A 15,434-nucleotide genomic window follows, 5' to 3' on the forward strand; every position below is an offset into this window, starting at 1 on the left:
CCCCGCCGCATCGGCGCGACGGAGCATCGCATGTCCCTAAGGCAGCACCTGGAGCGGGGGCGCTGGCATTCGCGGCGCTGGCGGCGAACCTCGCGCAGATGCGGGCGCCGGCCGGCATGCCGACGCCGACGCTCGATGCCGTCCCGGGGCTGATGGCGCTGCGCGCGGCGGCGCAGGAACGCCGCCCGGGCGCCGGACGCCGAGGCGACGGCTACGCGCCCCGCTCCCGCGCCGCGATCGCGCGGGCGCGGGCGAGCAGCGCCTCCGCCCGCCGCACGATCGGGATGTCGATCATCCTGCCGTCGAGCTGGAAGGAGCCGCGGCCCTCGGCCGCCGCCGCGCGGTCGGCGGCGACGATGCGCTCGGCCTCGGCGATCTCCTCCGGCGTGGGGCTGAAGGCGGCGTTGAGGATCGGCACCTGCGCGGGATGGATGCAGGAGGCGCCGACGAAGCCGAAATCGCGCGAGCGGCGCACCATCCGCGCATAGGCCTCGAGGTCGGAGAAGTCGGCGAGGGTGCCGATCGTGCCGAGCGCCATCAGCCCGGCCGCGCAGGCGGCCTGGACGACGAGCTGCTTCGGCATCAGCAGCACCTCCTCGGTCGGCCTGCCGCCGATCGCGGTCGCGTAGTCCTCGGCGCCGAGCGAGAGCGCGACGAGGCGCGGCGTGGCGCGCGCGATCTCGTGGGCCCTGGCGACCGCGGCGGGGGTCTCGATCAGGCCGTTGAAGCGGATGCCGCCGACGGGGAGGCCGCGCCGCTCCTCCAGCCGCGCGACCAGCTCATCGAGCAGGCGGAGGTGGGAGACGCCCTCGACCTTGGTGACGAGGAGGGAGGCGACGCCCGGCAGCACCGCCGCCTCCAGGTCCCGCACCGCGAGCTCGAGCGGCTGGTTGATGCGCACCAGCACGTCGCTGCGGCCGTTGCGCCGCAGCCGCTCGACGGCCGCGGGCAGCAGCCTGCGCGCGTTCTCCTTCTCGCCCGGCGCGATGCTGTCCTCGAGGTCGAGGATGATCCCGTCGGCGCCGCGCTCGTGCGCCCTGGCGAGGAACCGCTCCACGTTCACCGGCACGAACAGGAGGGAGCGCCAGACCGGCATCTGCTGCGGGGCGGCGCTCACGGCGTGGCCCTCGCCAGTCCGGAGGCGAGGGCCGCCTCGATCTCGGCCTCGCCGAAGCCCGCCTCGCGCAGCACCTCGCGCGTGTGCTGGCCGAGCCTCGGCGCCGGCGCACGGATGGCGCCGGGTGTCGCCGAGAGGCGGGCGGTGACGGCGTGCTGCGGGAACAGCCCCATCTCCTCGTCCGGATAGTCGGCGAGCAGCGCGCGGGCGCGCACGTGGGGGTCGCGCATGAAGCGCTCGATGTCGTAGACCGGACCGATGGTCACCTCGGCCTCCTCGAAGAAGGCGACGTTCTCCTCGAGCGTGCGCTGCGCGACGAACGCGCCGATGAGGCGGTCGAGCTCCTCGCGGTGGCGCACGCGCGCGGCGTTGGTGGCGAAGCGCGGGTCGTCGCACAGCTCCGGCCGGCCGATCGCGCGCAGCAGGCGCATCGCCATGCCCTGCGTCGAGGCGGAGAGGCAGACATAGGCGCCGTCGCGCGTGCGATAGACGTTGCGCGGCGCCGTCGTGGAGCTGCCGCTGCCGCTGCGCTGCTTCTTCGTCCCGGTCAGCCGGAAGTTCGCCGCCGTCGGGCCGAGCGCGTTGAACATCGGATCGAGCAGCGGCATGTCGATCACCTGGCCCCTGCCGCCGTTGACCTCCACCTCGCGCACCGCGGCGAGGGCGGCAAAGGCGCCGGTGATGCCGGCGATGACGTCGGCGAGCGGCATCGGCGGCAGCACCGGCTCGCGGTCGGGGAAGCCGTTCATCTCGGCGAAGCCCGAGAAGCCCTCGACCAGCGTGCCGAAGCCCGGGCGCCGCGCGTAGGGGCCGGTCTGCCCCCAGCCGGAGATGCGCACGACGACGAGGCGCGGCTCGATGCGCAGCAGCTCCTCCGGCGCGAGGCCCATCTGCTCGAGCGTGCCGGGGCGGAAGCTCTCGACCAGGATGGCGGCGCCGGGAACCAGGCGGCGGATCAGGGGGATCGCCTCCGGATGCCGGAAGTCCAGGCACAGGCTGCGCTTGCCGCGGCAGTGGACCTTCCAGGCGGTCTCGATGCCGTTGACCTTCCAGCCGCGCAGCGTGTCGCCCTCGCGCGGCTCGACCTTGATCACGTCGGCGCCGAAATCCACCAGGTGCTGCGTCAGGATGTTGCCCGCGACCAGGCGCGAGAGGTCCACGACGCGCAGGCCGGCCAGCGGGCCGCGCGCCCCGGGCTGGTAGTCGGCGCGGGGCAGGTCCTCAGACGAGGCTGACATCGGTGCTCCCCTGGAAAAGGATGGCGCCATCGGCGGGCAGCCACAGCCGCAGCCGATCGCCCGCGGGCGGCGCCGCGGTCTCCAGCCGCAGCGGGCTTCCGCCGAGATCGAGGCCGAGCTGCCAGCGGCCGCCGACATAGGCGCGGGAGGCCACCCGCGCGGCGACGACCGAGCCGGCGCCGGCGGGCATCTCGCCTGCCTCGGCGATGCGGATCTGCTCGGGCCGGTAGGCCAGAGTGACGCGCGCGCCAGGCGCGGGCGGCCGGGCGGTCCGGACGGCGACGCGCTGACCGTCGCCGAGCGCGACCAGCGCGCGTGCATCGGCGGTTTCCACCACGCGGCCGGGCAGGAAATTCGTCGTGCCGATGAAGTCGGCGACGAAGGGGTCCGCCGGGCGCTCGTAGACCTCCTGCGGCGGGCCGACCTGCGCGACGCGGCCGCGGTTCATCACCACGATGCGGTCGGAGAGCGACAGCGCCTCGATCTGGTCGTGGGTGACGTAGATCGTCGTCAGGCCGAGGCGGGTGCGCAGCTCGGCGAGCCAGGCGCGCGCGCGGTCGCGCAGCTTCGCGTCGAGGTTGGAGAGCGGCTCGTCGAGCAGCAGGATCGCCGGCCGGTACACCAGCGTGCGCGCCAGCGCCACCCGCTGCTGCTGGCCGCCGGAGAGCTGGTGCGGATAGCGGTCCGCGTAGGCCTCCATCTCGACCAGCGCAAGCACCTCCTCGACGCGCCGCCTGCGTTCGGCGGCGGGCACCTTGCGCAGCGTCAGCGGGAAGACGACGTTGTCGAACACCGTCATGTGCGGCCAGAGCGCGTAGCTCTGGAACACCAGGCCGCAGTTGCGCGCCTCGGGCGGCAGGAAGGTGCCGCTGCGGTCGTCGAAACAGACCGTGCCGCCGATGCGGATGCGCCCGCCGTCGGGACGGTCCAGCCCCGCGATCGCGGCGAGGGTGGTGGACTTGCCGCACCCGGACGGGCCGAGCAGGGTGACGAACTCGCCCTCGGCGACGTGGAGCGAGACGGAATCCACGGCGAGGACCTCGCCGAAGCGCTTGGTGAGGTTCTCGATCACCAGCTCAGCCATGCAGGCGCACTCCGAAGGCGGCGCGCGCCGCGGCGACGCAGGCCGCGATGACGCCGACCTGGATCGCGGCCAGCGCCGCCACCAGGCCCGCCTCGCCCTGGATCCAGAGGTGCAGCAGCGCGGTGCCGATCACCTCGCTGCCGGGGGCGAAGAGGAAGATCGCCGTCGTGTACTCCTTGAAGAAAGAGATGAAGAGGATCGTGTAGCAGGCGAGGAGGGCGGGGCGCATCAGCGGCAGGACGACGCGCCGGCAGGTGGTCCACCAGTCCGCGCCCTGCACCCGCGCGGCGCGGTCGAGGTCGGGGCTCACCTGCAGCAGCATCGGGGCGACGGCGCCGAAGCCGGTCGGGATGAAGCGCATGGTGAAGGCGATGACGAGGACCCAGATGGTGTTGCGGATCTCGCCGAGGCCCGGCATCAGGGCGATGGCGTAGAAGAAGCCGATGCCGGCCACCACGCCCGGCACGGCGCGCGGGAACAGCGCGGCGTAGTGCAGCGGCTCGCGGAAGCGGAAATCCGAACGGTGGACGATGACGGCGATCATCGCGATCAGCGCGGTGGCGAGCGCACCGCCCACGGCGCTGACGACGAGGGAGTTCCAGACCGCGCGGCTGTAGATGGGCTCCGCGAAGAGCTGGGCGAAGTTGGCGAGCGAAAGCACCTCGGAAAGCGGGACCATGGGCGAGAGGAAGCTCGCGAAGGCGCGCAGGACGAGGACGCCGATCGGCGCCACCACCGTGGCGAGGATGTAGAGCGCCGCCAGCGCGAACAGCGGCCAGCGCAGCCGCCCGAGCCGGAACGGCCGCGGCCGCGTCGCCTTGCCCCCCAGCGTGACGAAGCGCCGCGTGTTGCCGAGCAGCCTTCCCTGCAGCCAGACCAGCAGGCACACCACGGCCAGCATCAGCGCCGCCGCCGTGGCCGCCAGGCCGTGGTCGGGCCTGATGCCGGCCACGCCCTGGGTGTAGAGGAAGGTGGTCAGCACCGTGATCCCCGCCGGCTCGCCGAAGACCAGCGGAATCGCCAGGAGCTCCAGCGCCACGGTGAAATTGAGCACCGCGCTGTAGGCGATCGCCGGCAGCAGCAGCGGCAGCGTGATGCGCGAGAGGGTGCGGAAGGTGCCGGCGCCGGCGACGCGCGCCGCCTCCTCGAGCGAGGGGTCGGTGATGGTGGCCGAGGACATGCAGTAGATGTACGCCACGGGCGCGAGCGACACGCCGGCGATCGCCGCCATGCCGGGCAGCGTGTAGAGATCCCAGAACGGCTCCTCGAACACCGCGTTCCACAGCATCGTCAGGTAGCCGGACGGGCCGTAGACCGTGTACCAGCCGAAGGAAAGCACCAGCGCCGAGAGGTAGATGGGCCACAGGAACAGCTCGCCGAGCAGCCGCGCCGCCGGCAGGTCGGTGCGCCCGAACAGCACCGCGGCCAGCGTGCCGAGCACCTGCGCGATCAGCGTCGTCAGCGCCGCGAAGGCGAAGGTGTTCCAGAGAACGAGGCCGAAGCCCTCCGTTCGCGCGAGGCGGACGAAGTTCCCGAGCGTGAGCTGCCGGCCCGCATCGTAGAGCGGCCGGTCCACCACCGACTGGTAGAGCACCGGCAGCAGCGGCGCCGCGACCAGCACCAGGGTGAGCAGCGCCGTCGCGTACTGAATCGGCGCCTCGCGCCAGGAATGCGCCGCCGCCCGCGCCCCGGGCGCGCCCGCGGCGGGGAGGGCCGCGCCGCTCATCGCAGGCCGAAGGTCTGCTTCCAGCGCGCCATGAAGGCGTCGTAGTCGCGCGCGAAGGCGTGGTCGTAGTTCACCAGCGAGACGTTCGCATCGCCGCCGATCGCCTCGACGATCGAGCTGTAGGTGTGGCGGATGCCCTCGCCGGGCTTCACGTCCGGCCGCGCCGGCGTCAGCCCGCCGAGGCCGAAGGCGCGCTGGCCCTCGGCCGAGACGATGTAGTCGAGCATCAGCTTCGCCGCGTTGACATTGCGCGAGCCCTTCGGGATGCCGATGCCGCGCATCATCATCGGCTGCGCCTCGGGGATGAAGCTCCAGCCGAGCAGGCGCGCGCGCGCCGGATCGTTGAGCCGCGGCCAGAAGGTGATGGCGGAGACGAACCAGGCCGCGGCGTACTCGCCCGAGGTCACCTTCTCCGTCATCGGCCCGCCCGAGCGCTCGAAGCGCGGCTGCAGCCTGGCGAGCTCGGCGAACCACTGCCAGCCCTGCTCGCCGGTCCGGCGGATGAAGGCGTAGTTGCCGTTGTAGCCGAAGGTCGAGAAGTGCGCGCCGTAGCTGGTGATCTTGTTGCGCCAGGCGCGCTCGTTCGCCTTGGCGAGCTCGACGAACTGCGCGAAGCCGCGCGGGCGGCGCGCCTCCGGCACCAGGGTGTTGTTCCAGATCAGGATCAGCGGGTCGGCGGAGATGGTGTAGAGGCCGGGCAGCGGCTTGCCCCAGGCGGGCCAGGCGGCGGCCTCGGGCGAGAGGTAGTCGAGCAGCTCGCCGCGCTCGTGGAAGTCCATCCAGCCGTTCGGGTCGGCGGTGGCGATCAGGTCGGCGGTGCGGCTGTTGGTCGCGCGCTCGGCGAGGTAGCGCTCGAAGGTGTCGCGCGCGTTCGGCAGATCGAGCGTCTCGACGCGGATTCCGGGGTAGCGGGCGTTGAAGCCCTGGATCACCGGGCGCCAGTTCTCGGCCGACATGATCGAGTAGATCAGCAGGCTGCCCTCGCGCTGCGCGGCCTCGGCCATGGCGCGGTACTCCGCGGGGTAGCCCGGCGGCGGGTTCGGCGCGCCTTGCGCCCGCGTGCCCCGGGCGAGGGCGAGCATCGGCAGGGAGAGGGCGGAGCGGCGGCTGATCGCGGACATGCCTTGCGGTCCTCCTCTGTCGCGGGCGCGCGGGCGCCCGGGCCCCGCCACTTCACCACGGCGGCGGCGGATGACCAAGACGGGGGTCGCCACCCTCCCGCTGCCGGGAAAGGGGACGCCGGCAGGCGCCGCCGCAGCGGCGCCTCAGCCCGCATGGTCGCGCAGCAGGTCGCCGATCACCCGCTCGAGCTGGGCGAGCGTCGCGCAGTGCGCGACCAGGCGGCAATGCGGCGCATAGCGCAGCATGTCGGAATCGCCGCTGCCCCAGGAGGCGGGGTGTTCCGGGTTGAGCCAGATCACCTGCTTCGCGCGGCCCGCCAGGCGCTGGAGGATGTCCACCCGCGGCTCGGTTCGGTTGCCGCGCCCGTCGCCGAGCACGATCACCGTCGTGCGGCGGTCCACCGCCTGCATCCAGCCCTTCTCGAAATCCTCGAGCGAGGTGCCGTAGTTCGAGGAGCCGAAGCCGATCCGGCCCATGATCTGCGCGATGGCCTGCTCGATCGGCTCGCGCTCCAGGATCTCGCTCACCTCGATCGTGCCGGAGGTGAAGGCGAAGGCGCGCACCCCGGAGAGCGCCTCGTGCAGCGAGTAGACGAACAGCAGCAGGAACTCCGCCACGGCGGCGACCGAGCCGCTGACGTCGCACAGCACGAAGAGCCTCGGCTTCTCGACCTTGCGCTGCTTCCAGACGGTGCGGAACGGCACGCCGCCCCAGGCCATGTTGCGCCGGAGCGTGCGCCGCGCGTCGAGCTGCCCGCGCCGGTCGCGCCGCCGGACGCGGGCGTAGCGCGTGGCGAGGCGCCGGGCGATCGCGCGCACCAGCACGCGCATGCGCTCCGCATCGCGCCGGTCGAGGCCCGCGAGGCGCGCCTGCCGGAGCATCTCCTCCCGCCAGCGCTCGGTCTCGCCGCGGGCGAAGAGCAGCAGGTTCCGCTGCACCAGCTCGCGCACCTCGCCGCGCAGGTAGTCCCTGGCCAGTTCGAGCCGGGCCGCGCGCTCGGCGCCGGCGGGATCGCGGCGCAGCGCGGCGATCTCGTCCTCCAGCTCCTCGAGGCCCATCCGCTCCATGATGCGGCGGGCGTACATGTTGACCTGGGTGAAGACCGATATGTTGGAGAGGCCGATCGCCTCCGCCGCCTGCTCCATCGCCGCGGCGAGGCCGGCGCGGTCGCCCGCGAGCAGCATGCGGCCGAGCGGGGAGGGGGTGGCCCCGCCGCCCATGTCGCCGCCACCGATCCCGCCGGCGGCCCCGGGACCCTCCGGCGCTGCCGGCTCCGGGGCGCCCTCCGCGGCCGGCCGCGGCGGCGCCGGCACCTCCCGGAAGCCCTCACGGCCGAAGAAGAGCGCGAAGCACTCCTCGAACCGCCGCTTCTCCTCCGCCGTCTTGGCGAGCACGAGCGAGAGCGCGTCGCGCAGCGTCGCGCGGTCGGCGAGGCCGACCGCCTCCGCCGCGCGGATCGCGTCCAGCCCCTCCGCCGTCGAGACGCGCAAGCCCGCGCTGCGCGCCGCGCGCAGGAAGTCGCGCAGCACCGGCGCGGCGAGGGGCGCGGTCATGCCGCCGCCGTGGCCGCCTCCTCGCGCGCCCGGAACAGCAGCGGCGCGATCTGGCTGTCGGCGGCCCTGATGTCGCTCTCGAACTTGAGCAGCACGTTCAGCGTCTCGCGCACCAGATCGGCGCCGAGCTCGCGCGCGTGCAGCAGCACCAGCACCTGCGCCCAGTCTATGGTCTCGCTGACCGAGGGCAGCTTCCTCAGGTCGAGCCGGCGCAGCCCCTGTACGAAGGCGACGATCTGGCGCCGGAGGCCCGCCGCCGCCTCCGGCACGCGGCTCGCGACGATGCGCGCCTCCAGCTTCGGGTCGGGGAAGCCGATGTGCAGGTGCAGGCAGCGGCGCTTCAGCGCGTCGCCCAGGTCGCGCATCGCGTTGGAGGTGAGCAGCACGAGCGGCGGCACCGCGGCGCGCACGGTGCCGATCTCCGGGATCGTGACCTGGTAGTCGGAGAGCAGCTCCAGCAGGAACGCCTCGAACTCCTGGTCGGACTTGTCCACCTCGTCGATCAGCAGCACCGCGCCGGCGGGCGCCTCGAGCGCGCGCAGGAGCGGCCGCGGCTCGAGGAAGTGGCGCGAGAAGAACACGTCGCCGACGCCGTGCAGCCGCTCGATCGCCTGCTCCAGGCTGGCCGCCTCGCCGAGCACGGGGGCGAGCCTGTCCTTCAGGATCTGGGTGTAGAGGAGCTGCTTTCCGTACTTCCACTCGTACAGCGCCTTCGACTCGTCGAGGCCCTCGTAGCACTGCATTCGCACCAGCGGCAGGCCGAGCCAGCGCGCCACCGCCTTGGCGAGCTCCGTCTTGCCGACGCCGGCCGGGCCCTCCACCAGCACCGGCTTCTCGAGCCGCTGCGCGAGGTAGATCGCGGTCGCGATCGGGCGGCTCGCGATGTAGCCGGCGGCGCCGAGCCCGGCCTCGACCGCCTCGATCGAGGCCACCCGCCGCTGCAGCATGCCGCCGTCGTTCATCCGTCCCGTCCCGTCCGTGCGCGGCGCCCTCGCCGCCGAGCCGGCGGGCGCCTCACCGCCGGTCCTATGGCACGGCCGCGCCCCGTTCCGAAGCCCCCGGGGCGGGGACGGTGCGGATTGAGCCCCGCGCGCCGCCGGCCTAGCCTGCCGTGCCAGGCACGGAGGGGACGGAGGACATGCTCAGCCTCAGCGGCAAGGTCGCGATCGTGACGGGCGCCGGCTCGGTCGGTCCCGGCTGGGGAAACGGCAAGGCGACCGCGGTGCTGATGGCGCGCCGGGGCGCCTCGGTCCTCGCCCTCGACATCGCCGGGGCGGCGGCGGAGGAGACGCGGCGCATCATCGAGGAGGAGGGCGGCGTCTGCGCCACGCAGGTCTGCGACATGCTCGACTCGGCGCAGGTGGCGGCCGCGGTCGAGGCCTGCCTGCGGCGCTTCGGACGCATCGACATCCTGGTGAACAATGTCGGCGGCTCCCACCCGGGCGACCCGGTGAGCATGCCGGAGGAGGTCTGGGACCGGCAGATCGACTTCAACCTCAAGACCGCCTTCCTCGGCTGCAAGCACGTGCTGCCGGTGATGGAGGCGCAAGGGGCGGGCGCGATCGTCAACATCTCCTCGGTCGCCGGGCTGCGGATGAGCGGCGACCGCACGCATGTCGGCTACAGCGCCGCGAAGGCCGGGATCCTCGGCTTCACGAAGTCCGTGGCGCTCGCCTACGCGAAGAAGGGCATCCGCTGCAACGCGGTGGTGCCGGGCCTGATGCACACGCCGCTGGTCGAGCACCGCCTGGTGCGCCAGCTCGGCGCCCGCGACGCCGAGGCGCTGATCGCCGAGCGCCACGCCAAGGTGCCGATGGGCCACATGGGCACCGGCTGGGACGTGGCGCACGCGGTGCTGTTCCTCGCGAGCGACGAGGCGAAGTACATCACCGCCACCGAGATCGTGGTGGACGGAGGGCTGACCGCCGCCGCCCCGGGCGGCGTCTGAGGCGCGCCGCGGCGCGGGACGGCGGCGGGGCGGCGCCTCGCGTCCGCGCCGGCGAGCCTGCTCCTCGCCGCGCTTCTCGCCTACGCGGCTCTGGTCGTGCTGCTGTTCCTCGCGCAGCGCCCGCTCCTGTATCCCGGCGCCTGGCCGGGCGGACCGGACGCCTCGCCCGGCGATCCGCCGCCCGGCTTCCGGGCGGTCCGCCTCGCCACCGAGGACGGCGAGCGCCTCGCCGCCTGGTGGCGCGCGCCGGCGGCGCCGGGCCGGGCCGTGCTGCTCTACTCCCCCGGCAATGCGGGCACGCTCGCCCATCGCCGCCACCGGGCCGCGGCGCTCGCCGCGGAGGGGCGCGGCCTGCTGGTCCTCAGCTACCGCGGCTACGCCGGCTCCACCGGCCGGCCGAGCGAGGAGGGCCTCGCCCGCGCCGCCCACGCCTTCGTCGCCGAACGCCACCCGGAGGCGCCGCCGGTGCTGTTCGGCGGGTCGCTCGGCAGCGGCGTCGCGGTGCGGCTCGCGTCCGGGCGGCGCGTCGCCGGTCTCGTGTTCGAGGCGCCCTTCTCCTCCGCCGTAGACGTCGCGCGCGCCGCCTTCCGCTTCGTCCCGGTCGGCCTCCCGATGCGCGACCGCTTCGACTCTGCCGCGCGCATCGGCGGGCCGGCGCGCCGGTGCTGATCCTGCACGGCGATCGCGACGCGGTGGTGCCGCTCGCCCTCGGCGAGCGCCTGTTCGCCGCCGCGGCCGAGCCGAAGCGGCTCGTGCGGCTGCAGGGCGTCGGCCGCGCGGAGGCGCCGGAGCGCGGCGGACTCGCGGCGGTGCTCGCCTTCCTCGCCGAGGTCGAGGCGACGCGCTGATCGCCGCGCCGGCGCTCAGTCGATCCGCGCGCCGGAGACCCGCACCACCTCCGCCCACTTCGTGATCTCGCCGCGGATGAACGCCTCGAAGGCGTCGGGCGTGGTGCCGCCGTCCGGCGTCAGGTTCGGCGGGTCGGCGCCGAGTTCCGCCAGCTTGGCGCGCACCGCGGGCTCCTTGCTCACCGCGTCCACCGCCGCGCCGAGCTTCGCGACGATCGGACGCGGCGTGCGCGCCGGGGCCTGCAGGCCGAACCAGGCGGTCGCCTCGAAGTCCGGCACGCCGGATTCGGCGAGCGTCGGCACCTCCGGCAGCGCCGGGGAGCGGACGTGGCTGGTGACGGCGAGCGCGCGCAGCCGCCCCTCGCGGATGTGGCCGATGCAGGAGGGCATGTTGTCGCAGCCGACCTCGACCCGGCCGGCGACCGCCTCGACCAGCATCGGCCCGGCGCCGCGGAACGGCACGTGGGTGATCTGCACGCCGGTCCGGAGCTTGAAGTACTCCATCGTCATGTGCGGCGAGCCGCCGCTGCCGGCGCTGCCGTAGTTGAGCTGGCCGGGCCGCGCCTTCGCCAGCGCCACCAGCTCGGCGATGCTGCGCGCGGGGACGGAGGGGTGGACGAAGACGACGTTGGGGACGCGCAGGAACAGGCCGACCGCGGTGAGATCCTCCGGCCGGTAGGGCATGCGCGGGCCGAACAGCGCGTAGTTGATCGCCGCCGGCGAGATCGCGTTCACCAGCAGCGTGTAGCCGTCGGGCGCGGCGCGGGCGACCGCCTCGCCGGCGATGTTGCCGGTCGCGCCCGGGCGGTTCTCGACCGGGAAGGGCTGGCCGAGCCGCGCCGCGAGCCGCTCGGCGTAGATCCGCGCGGCGATGTCGGTGGTGCCGCCGGGCGGGAACCCCACCAGCAGGCGGACCGGGCGCGACGGGTAGTCGGCGGCGGCGAAGGGCTGCGCGCGGGCGAGGGGAACGCCGGAGCCGGCGGCGAGGGCGAGGCTCCCGAGCAGGATCGCGCGGCGGTCTGGATGCATTCCGGTTTTCCTCCCGGGGCGGCGCGTGGGACGCCCCGGAGAACTCTAGCCGCCGTTCCGCCTCCCCGGCCAGACGCCCCGTGCGCCCGTCCGCGGCGGGACCTCAGTCGATGGTGGCGCCGGAACGCTCCACCACCTGCGCCCACTTCGCGATCTCGTTGCGGATGAACGCCTCGAAGGCCTCCGGCGTGGTGCCGCCGTCCGGCGTCAGGTTCGGCGGCATGCCGCCGAGATCGGCGAGCTTGGCGCGCGTCTCCGGCTCCTTCACGATGGCGTCCAGCTCCCGGCCGAGCCGCTCGATGATCGGGCGCGGGGTGCGCGCCGGGGCCTGCACGCCGAACCAGGCGGTCGCCTCGACCCCGGGCAGGCCCTCCTCCGCGGTGGTCGGGCAGTCGGGCAGCGCCGGCGAGCGCGTCGCCGTGGTGACGGCGAGCGCGCGCAGCCGCCCCTCGCGGATGTGGCCGAGGGCGGAGGGCAGGTTGTCCACCGCCACCTGCACGCGGCCCGCGATCACCTCGGTCAGCATCGGCCCGGCGCCGCGGAACGGCACGTGCGTCATGTCGATCCCGGCCTCGAGCTTCAGCAGCTCGCCGGTCATGTGCAGGCTGGTGCCGCTTCCGGAGCTGCCGATGTTGAGCTGGCCCGGCCTCTGCTTGGCGTAGGCGACGAGCTCGCGCAGCGTGCGCACCGGCAGCGAGGGGTGCACGAAGATCACGTTCGGCACCCGCACCACCAGCGCGACGGCGGCGAGGTCCTCCGGCCGGTAGGGCATGCGCTGCTTGTAGAGCGCGTAGTTGATCGCCCCGGAACTGATCGTCTGCATCAGCAGCGTGTAGCCGTCGGGCTCCGCCTTGGCGACGATGTCGGCGCCCAGGTTGCCGCCGGCGCCGGGGCGGTTCTCGATCACCACCTGCTGGCCGAGCCGCTGGCCGAGCGGCGGGGCGATGATGCGCGCGGCGATGTCGGTGGTGCCGGCGGGCGGGAACCCGACGATCAGGCGGATCGGCCGGGCCGGCCAGCCGGCGGGCTGCGCGCCGGCGCGGGCGAGCGGCGCCCAGGCGAAGGCGGCAGCGCCCAGCAGCAGGGTGCGGCGGTGGTGTGTCATGTCGCGGTCCTCCTCGCCTCTCCCACACCTGATTTCGCCGGCGCGGTCAATCGGGGGGCGCCGCCCGCGGCGGGCCATCTTCCGGCCGGCGGCGCGGGAACCCGGGGCCCGCGCGGCCGACGGTGCGATGGTGCCCGCCCTTCTCCGCGCGCCGGCCCGCTCGGTTGCCAAGGCGCGGGCGGCAGGGCATGGATTCCGGCGGGCGGCGGGCGCCGCATGGCGGGCGGCGGACTGCGCCGGCGGGGCAGGTGGGGCGGCGGGATGGGCTTCCTCAGGATCTACCGCAGGGCTCTCGGCCTGCTCGGCCCCGACCGGTGGGTGGCGATCGCGCTCGCTTTCGCCTCGCTGGCGATGGCCGGGCTGCAGTTCCTCGAACCCGTCCTCTTCGGCCGGGTGGTGGACGTGCTCTCCCGCGCCGACCGGCTCGATCCGGCGCTGGTCTGGGGGGAGTCGCTCCGGCTGCTCGCGCTCTGGAGCGCGGTCGGGCTGTCGGGGATCGGCGCCAACGTCGCCATCGCCCTGCTCTCGGACCGGATGGCGCACCGCAACCGCCTGGCGGTGATGGCCCGCACCTTCGAGCACGTGCTCTCCCTGCCGCTTTCCTTCCACGGCCACACCCAGACCGGGCGGCTGATGAAGGTCATGCTGGTCGGGACCGACAACCTGTTCTGGCTGTGGCTGTCGCTGTTCCGCGACAATCTCAACACGCTGATCGCGATCTTCGTGCTGCTGCCGATGACGCTGGCGCTGAACTGGCGGCTCGGCCTGCTGCTGATCGGCCTGGTGGTGCTGTTCGGCCTGCTCACCGCCTTCGTCGTCAACCGCACCGAGGCGGCGCAGGGCCGCGTCGAATCGCTGCACTCGCGGCTCGCTGGGAGCGCGCAGGACGCGCTCGCCAACGTCGTGGTCGTCCAGTCCTTCAGCCGGCTCGCCGCCGAGGCCCGCCTGTTCGGGGACATCGCCCGCCAGGTGCTGCACCACCAGTACCCGGTCCTCACCTGGTGGGCGCTGGTCTCGGTCATGACGCGCGCGGCGAGCACCCTCACCGTGATCGCGATCTTCATCCTCGGCACCCTGCTCCACATGCGCGGCCTGACGAGCGTGGGCGAGATCGTGAGCTTCATGGGCTTCGCGACGCTGCTGATCGGCAAGCTCGAGGGCGCCGTCAGCTTCGTCTCCCGCCTCGTGCTGCAGGTCCCCGCGCTGCAGGAGCTGTTCCAGGTGCTCGACACGCGCAGCACCGTCCCCGAGAAGCCGGACGCGATCGACCTGCCGCGGGCCAAGGGGGCGGTCGCCTTCGAGCACGTGGTGTTCGCCTATCCCGGCGGGCCGCGCATCCTCGACGACGTCTCCTTCGAGGTGCCGCCCGGCCGCACCGTCGCCCTGGTCGGCCCGACCGGCGCCGGCAAGTCCACGGCGATGGCGCTGCTCCAGCGCATGTGGGATCCGCTCGAGGGGCGGATCACGCTGGATGGCTACGACCTGCGCGACCTCACCCTGGAATCGCTCCGCCGCAACATCGGCGTGGTGTTCCAGGAGAGCATGCTCTTCAACCGCACGATCCGCGACAACCTCCTCGTCGGCCGACCCGACGCCACCCAGGAGGAGATCGAGCGGGCCTGCCGCATGGCGGAGGCGCACGACTTCATCATGCGCCAGCCGCAGGGCTACGACACCGTGATCGGCGAGCGCGGCGCCTCGCTCTCCGGCGGCCAGCGCCAGCGCCTGGCCATCGCGCGCGCGCTGCTCAAGGATCCGCCGGTGCTGATCCTCGACGAGGCGACGAGCGCGCTCGACGCGGCGACCGAGGCGCGGGTGCAACGGGCGCTGCGGGCGCTGATGAAGGGGCGCACCACCTTCATCATCGCCCATCGCCTGTCCACCGTGCGCGAGGCCGACGAGATCCTGGTGTTCGACGGCGGCCGCATCGTCGAGCGCGGAACCTACGCCGAGCTGGTCGCGGCGGGCGGCCGTTTCGCCGAGCTGGTGCGCACGCAGCTCACCGGCGACGCCGCCCCGGCCCACGCCGCGGCGGACTGAGCGGCGGCTGCGGGGCGCGCGGCGTCGCGCTTGCGCCACGCCGCGGCAAGCTGGCATTCTGCCCACCACGCATAGAGGGCCGGCCGACCCGGGATCGCACCCTCCTGCTGCGGCGCGGCGCATCCGGGCCGTCCCGCCCCCTGAGGGAAGGGGAGTGCGCCGCCATGACCATCGCCGAGATCCTCCGCCGCAAGGGCACCGGGGTCGTCTCGGTCCGGCCGCAGGACGGGGCGGTCGCCGTCGCCCGCACCCTGGCCGAGCACCGGATCGGCGCGGCGCTGGTCTGCGACGAAACCGGCGCGGTGCTCGGCATCGTCAGCGAGCGCGACATCGTCCGGGCCCTCGCCGCCGAGGGCGGCGAGGCGCTGCTCGCGATGGACGCGGCGCGGCTGATGACCCGCGTGCTGCACACGGTGACGCCGCGCACCTCGGTGGTCGAGGCCCTGGGCATGATGACCGACCGCCGCGTGCGCCACCTGCCGGTGCTGGCCGACGACGGCAGCCTCGCCGGGATCGTCTCGATCGGCGATCTGGTGAAGCACCGGATCGTCGAGGTCGAGCACGAGGCCGAGGAGCTGCGCAGCTACGTCGCGCAGGCCGGGTGAGGGGCGCCCCGCGGGGCGT

14 protein-coding genes are annotated in these 15,434 nt (G+C 74.0%); 5 read left to right on the forward strand and 9 right to left on the reverse strand.

Annotation, left to right across the window (positions count from 1 at the left end):
- Positions 1 to 211: 211 nt before the first annotated feature.
- From K1J50_RS06020 to K1J50_RS06050, 7 genes are all read right to left on the reverse strand, one after another.
- The gene (locus tag K1J50_RS06020) at positions 212 to 1,117 is read right to left on the reverse strand and encodes an HpcH/HpaI aldolase/citrate lyase family protein (RefSeq protein WP_369413528.1); all 906 of its coding nucleotides are present in this window, start codon (positions 1,115 to 1,117) and stop codon (positions 212 to 214) included.
- Positions 1,114 to 2,355 carry a CaiB/BaiF CoA transferase family protein gene (locus tag K1J50_RS06025; RefSeq protein WP_220116707.1) on the reverse strand — a complete coding sequence of 414 codons (1,242 nt, stop codon included), beginning with the start codon at positions 2,353 to 2,355 and terminating at the stop codon, positions 1,114 to 1,116. Before K1J50_RS06025 ends, K1J50_RS06020 begins: the two co-directional genes overlap by 4 nt.
- A complete protein-coding gene (locus tag K1J50_RS06030; protein ID WP_220116709.1) occupies positions 2,339 to 3,439 on the reverse strand; it encodes an ABC transporter ATP-binding protein in 1,101 nt (366 codons plus the stop codon). The genes K1J50_RS06025 and K1J50_RS06030 overlap by 17 nt, the downstream gene beginning before the upstream one ends.
- On the reverse strand, positions 3,432 to 5,165 hold the full coding sequence (locus tag K1J50_RS06035) for an ABC transporter permease (RefSeq protein WP_220116711.1): 1,734 nt from the start codon (positions 5,163 to 5,165) through the stop codon (positions 3,432 to 3,434). The genes K1J50_RS06030 and K1J50_RS06035 overlap by 8 nt, the downstream gene beginning before the upstream one ends.
- On the reverse strand, positions 5,162 to 6,286 hold the full coding sequence (locus K1J50_RS06040; protein WP_220116715.1) for an ABC transporter substrate-binding protein: 1,125 nt from the start codon (positions 6,284 to 6,286) through the stop codon (positions 5,162 to 5,164). Before K1J50_RS06040 ends, K1J50_RS06035 begins: the two co-directional genes overlap by 4 nt.
- Before the next feature lie 144 nt (positions 6,287 to 6,430).
- On the reverse strand, positions 6,431 to 7,840 hold the full coding sequence (locus tag K1J50_RS06045) for a VWA domain-containing protein (protein WP_220116716.1): 1,410 nt from the start codon (positions 7,838 to 7,840) through the stop codon (positions 6,431 to 6,433).
- Positions 7,837 to 8,802: an AAA family ATPase gene (locus tag K1J50_RS06050; protein WP_255574982.1), complete on the reverse strand. Its 966-nt coding sequence runs from the start codon at positions 8,800 to 8,802 to the stop codon at positions 7,837 to 7,839. The genes K1J50_RS06045 and K1J50_RS06050 overlap by 4 nt, the downstream gene beginning before the upstream one ends.
- A 176-nt stretch (positions 8,803 to 8,978) precedes the next feature.
- Here K1J50_RS06050 and K1J50_RS06055 point away from each other — a divergent pair, with 176 nt between their 5' ends.
- The 3 genes from K1J50_RS06055 to K1J50_RS06065 all read left to right on the forward strand — a co-directional run bounded on the left by K1J50_RS06055 (position 8,979) and on the right by K1J50_RS06065 (position 10,636).
- Positions 8,979 to 9,788 (forward strand): SDR family NAD(P)-dependent oxidoreductase, encoded by an 810-nt coding sequence (locus tag K1J50_RS06055; protein ID WP_220116723.1) that lies wholly within the window; start codon positions 8,979 to 8,981, stop codon positions 9,786 to 9,788.
- Between the two features lie 96 nt (positions 9,789 to 9,884).
- Entirely contained in the window at positions 9,885 to 10,457 is a 573-nt protein-coding gene (locus tag K1J50_RS06060; protein ID WP_220116725.1) for a lysophospholipase, read from the forward strand.
- Positions 10,451 to 10,636: an alpha/beta hydrolase family protein gene (locus tag K1J50_RS06065; protein ID WP_220116727.1), complete on the forward strand. Its 186-nt coding sequence runs from the start codon at positions 10,451 to 10,453 to the stop codon at positions 10,634 to 10,636. Before K1J50_RS06060 ends, K1J50_RS06065 begins: the two co-directional genes overlap by 7 nt.
- A 15-nt stretch (positions 10,637 to 10,651) precedes the next feature.
- Here the strand turns inward: K1J50_RS06065 and K1J50_RS06070 are convergent, their stop codons facing one another.
- Positions 10,652 to 11,665 carry a Bug family tripartite tricarboxylate transporter substrate binding protein gene (locus K1J50_RS06070; protein ID WP_220116728.1) on the reverse strand — a complete coding sequence of 338 codons (1,014 nt, stop codon included), beginning with the start codon at positions 11,663 to 11,665 and terminating at the stop codon, positions 10,652 to 10,654.
- A 103-nt stretch (positions 11,666 to 11,768) separates the two neighbouring features.
- Positions 11,769 to 12,770, reverse strand: coding sequence for a Bug family tripartite tricarboxylate transporter substrate binding protein (locus K1J50_RS06075; RefSeq protein ID WP_220116731.1), 1,002 nt, complete (start codon positions 12,768 to 12,770; stop codon positions 11,769 to 11,771).
- A gap of 261 nt (positions 12,771 to 13,031) precedes the next feature.
- On the opposite strand from K1J50_RS06075, the gene K1J50_RS06080 reads away from it, so the two are divergent.
- Positions 13,032 to 14,810 carry a glucan ABC transporter ATP-binding protein/ permease gene (locus tag K1J50_RS06080; protein ID WP_220116735.1) on the forward strand — a complete coding sequence of 593 codons (1,779 nt, stop codon included), beginning with the start codon at positions 13,032 to 13,034 and terminating at the stop codon, positions 14,808 to 14,810.
- A gap of 164 nt (positions 14,811 to 14,974) precedes the next feature.
- Entirely contained in the window at positions 14,975 to 15,415 is a 441-nt protein-coding gene (locus tag K1J50_RS06085) for a CBS domain-containing protein (RefSeq protein WP_220116737.1), read from the forward strand.
- The last annotated feature ends 19 nt before the right edge of the window (positions 15,416 to 15,434 follow it).

Origin of the sequence: Caldovatus aquaticus, assembly GCF_019458025.1 — a bacterium.
Lineage (GTDB): Bacteria > Pseudomonadota > Alphaproteobacteria > Acetobacterales > Acetobacteraceae > Caldovatus > Caldovatus aquaticus.